Origin of the sequence: Porphyromonas gulae (genome assembly GCF_000765945.1) — a bacterium.
GTDB lineage: Bacteria > Bacteroidota > Bacteroidia > Bacteroidales > Porphyromonadaceae > Porphyromonas > Porphyromonas gulae.
Map to the genome: position 1 here is coordinate 1 of NZ_JRAT01000016.1, position 237 is coordinate 237.

Below are 237 nucleotides of genomic sequence, written 5' to 3' on the forward strand. Positions count from 1 at the left end.
GCCTTTATCAAAGACATAGAAAGAAAGTCCAACGGCATGTACAAGGCAGAGATCGTCTACAACAACAAGGAGTATGACTTGCTGTTCGATGCTCAGGGTAACTTCGTGAGCGGAAATGTAGATAATCAGGATGATGACGACAATATCCCTGCTCACATCAAGGCTAAGATCGTAAATTACATCAAGCAGAACTATCCCGGTGCCTTTATCAAAGACATAGAAAGAAAGTCCAACGGC

1 pseudogene is annotated in these 237 nt (G+C 43.0%); it reads left to right on the forward strand.

What is annotated here, in order from left to right:
- Window positions 1-237 (forward strand): annotated as a pseudogene (locus HQ49_RS07055) (PepSY-like domain-containing protein); the annotation flags it as partial.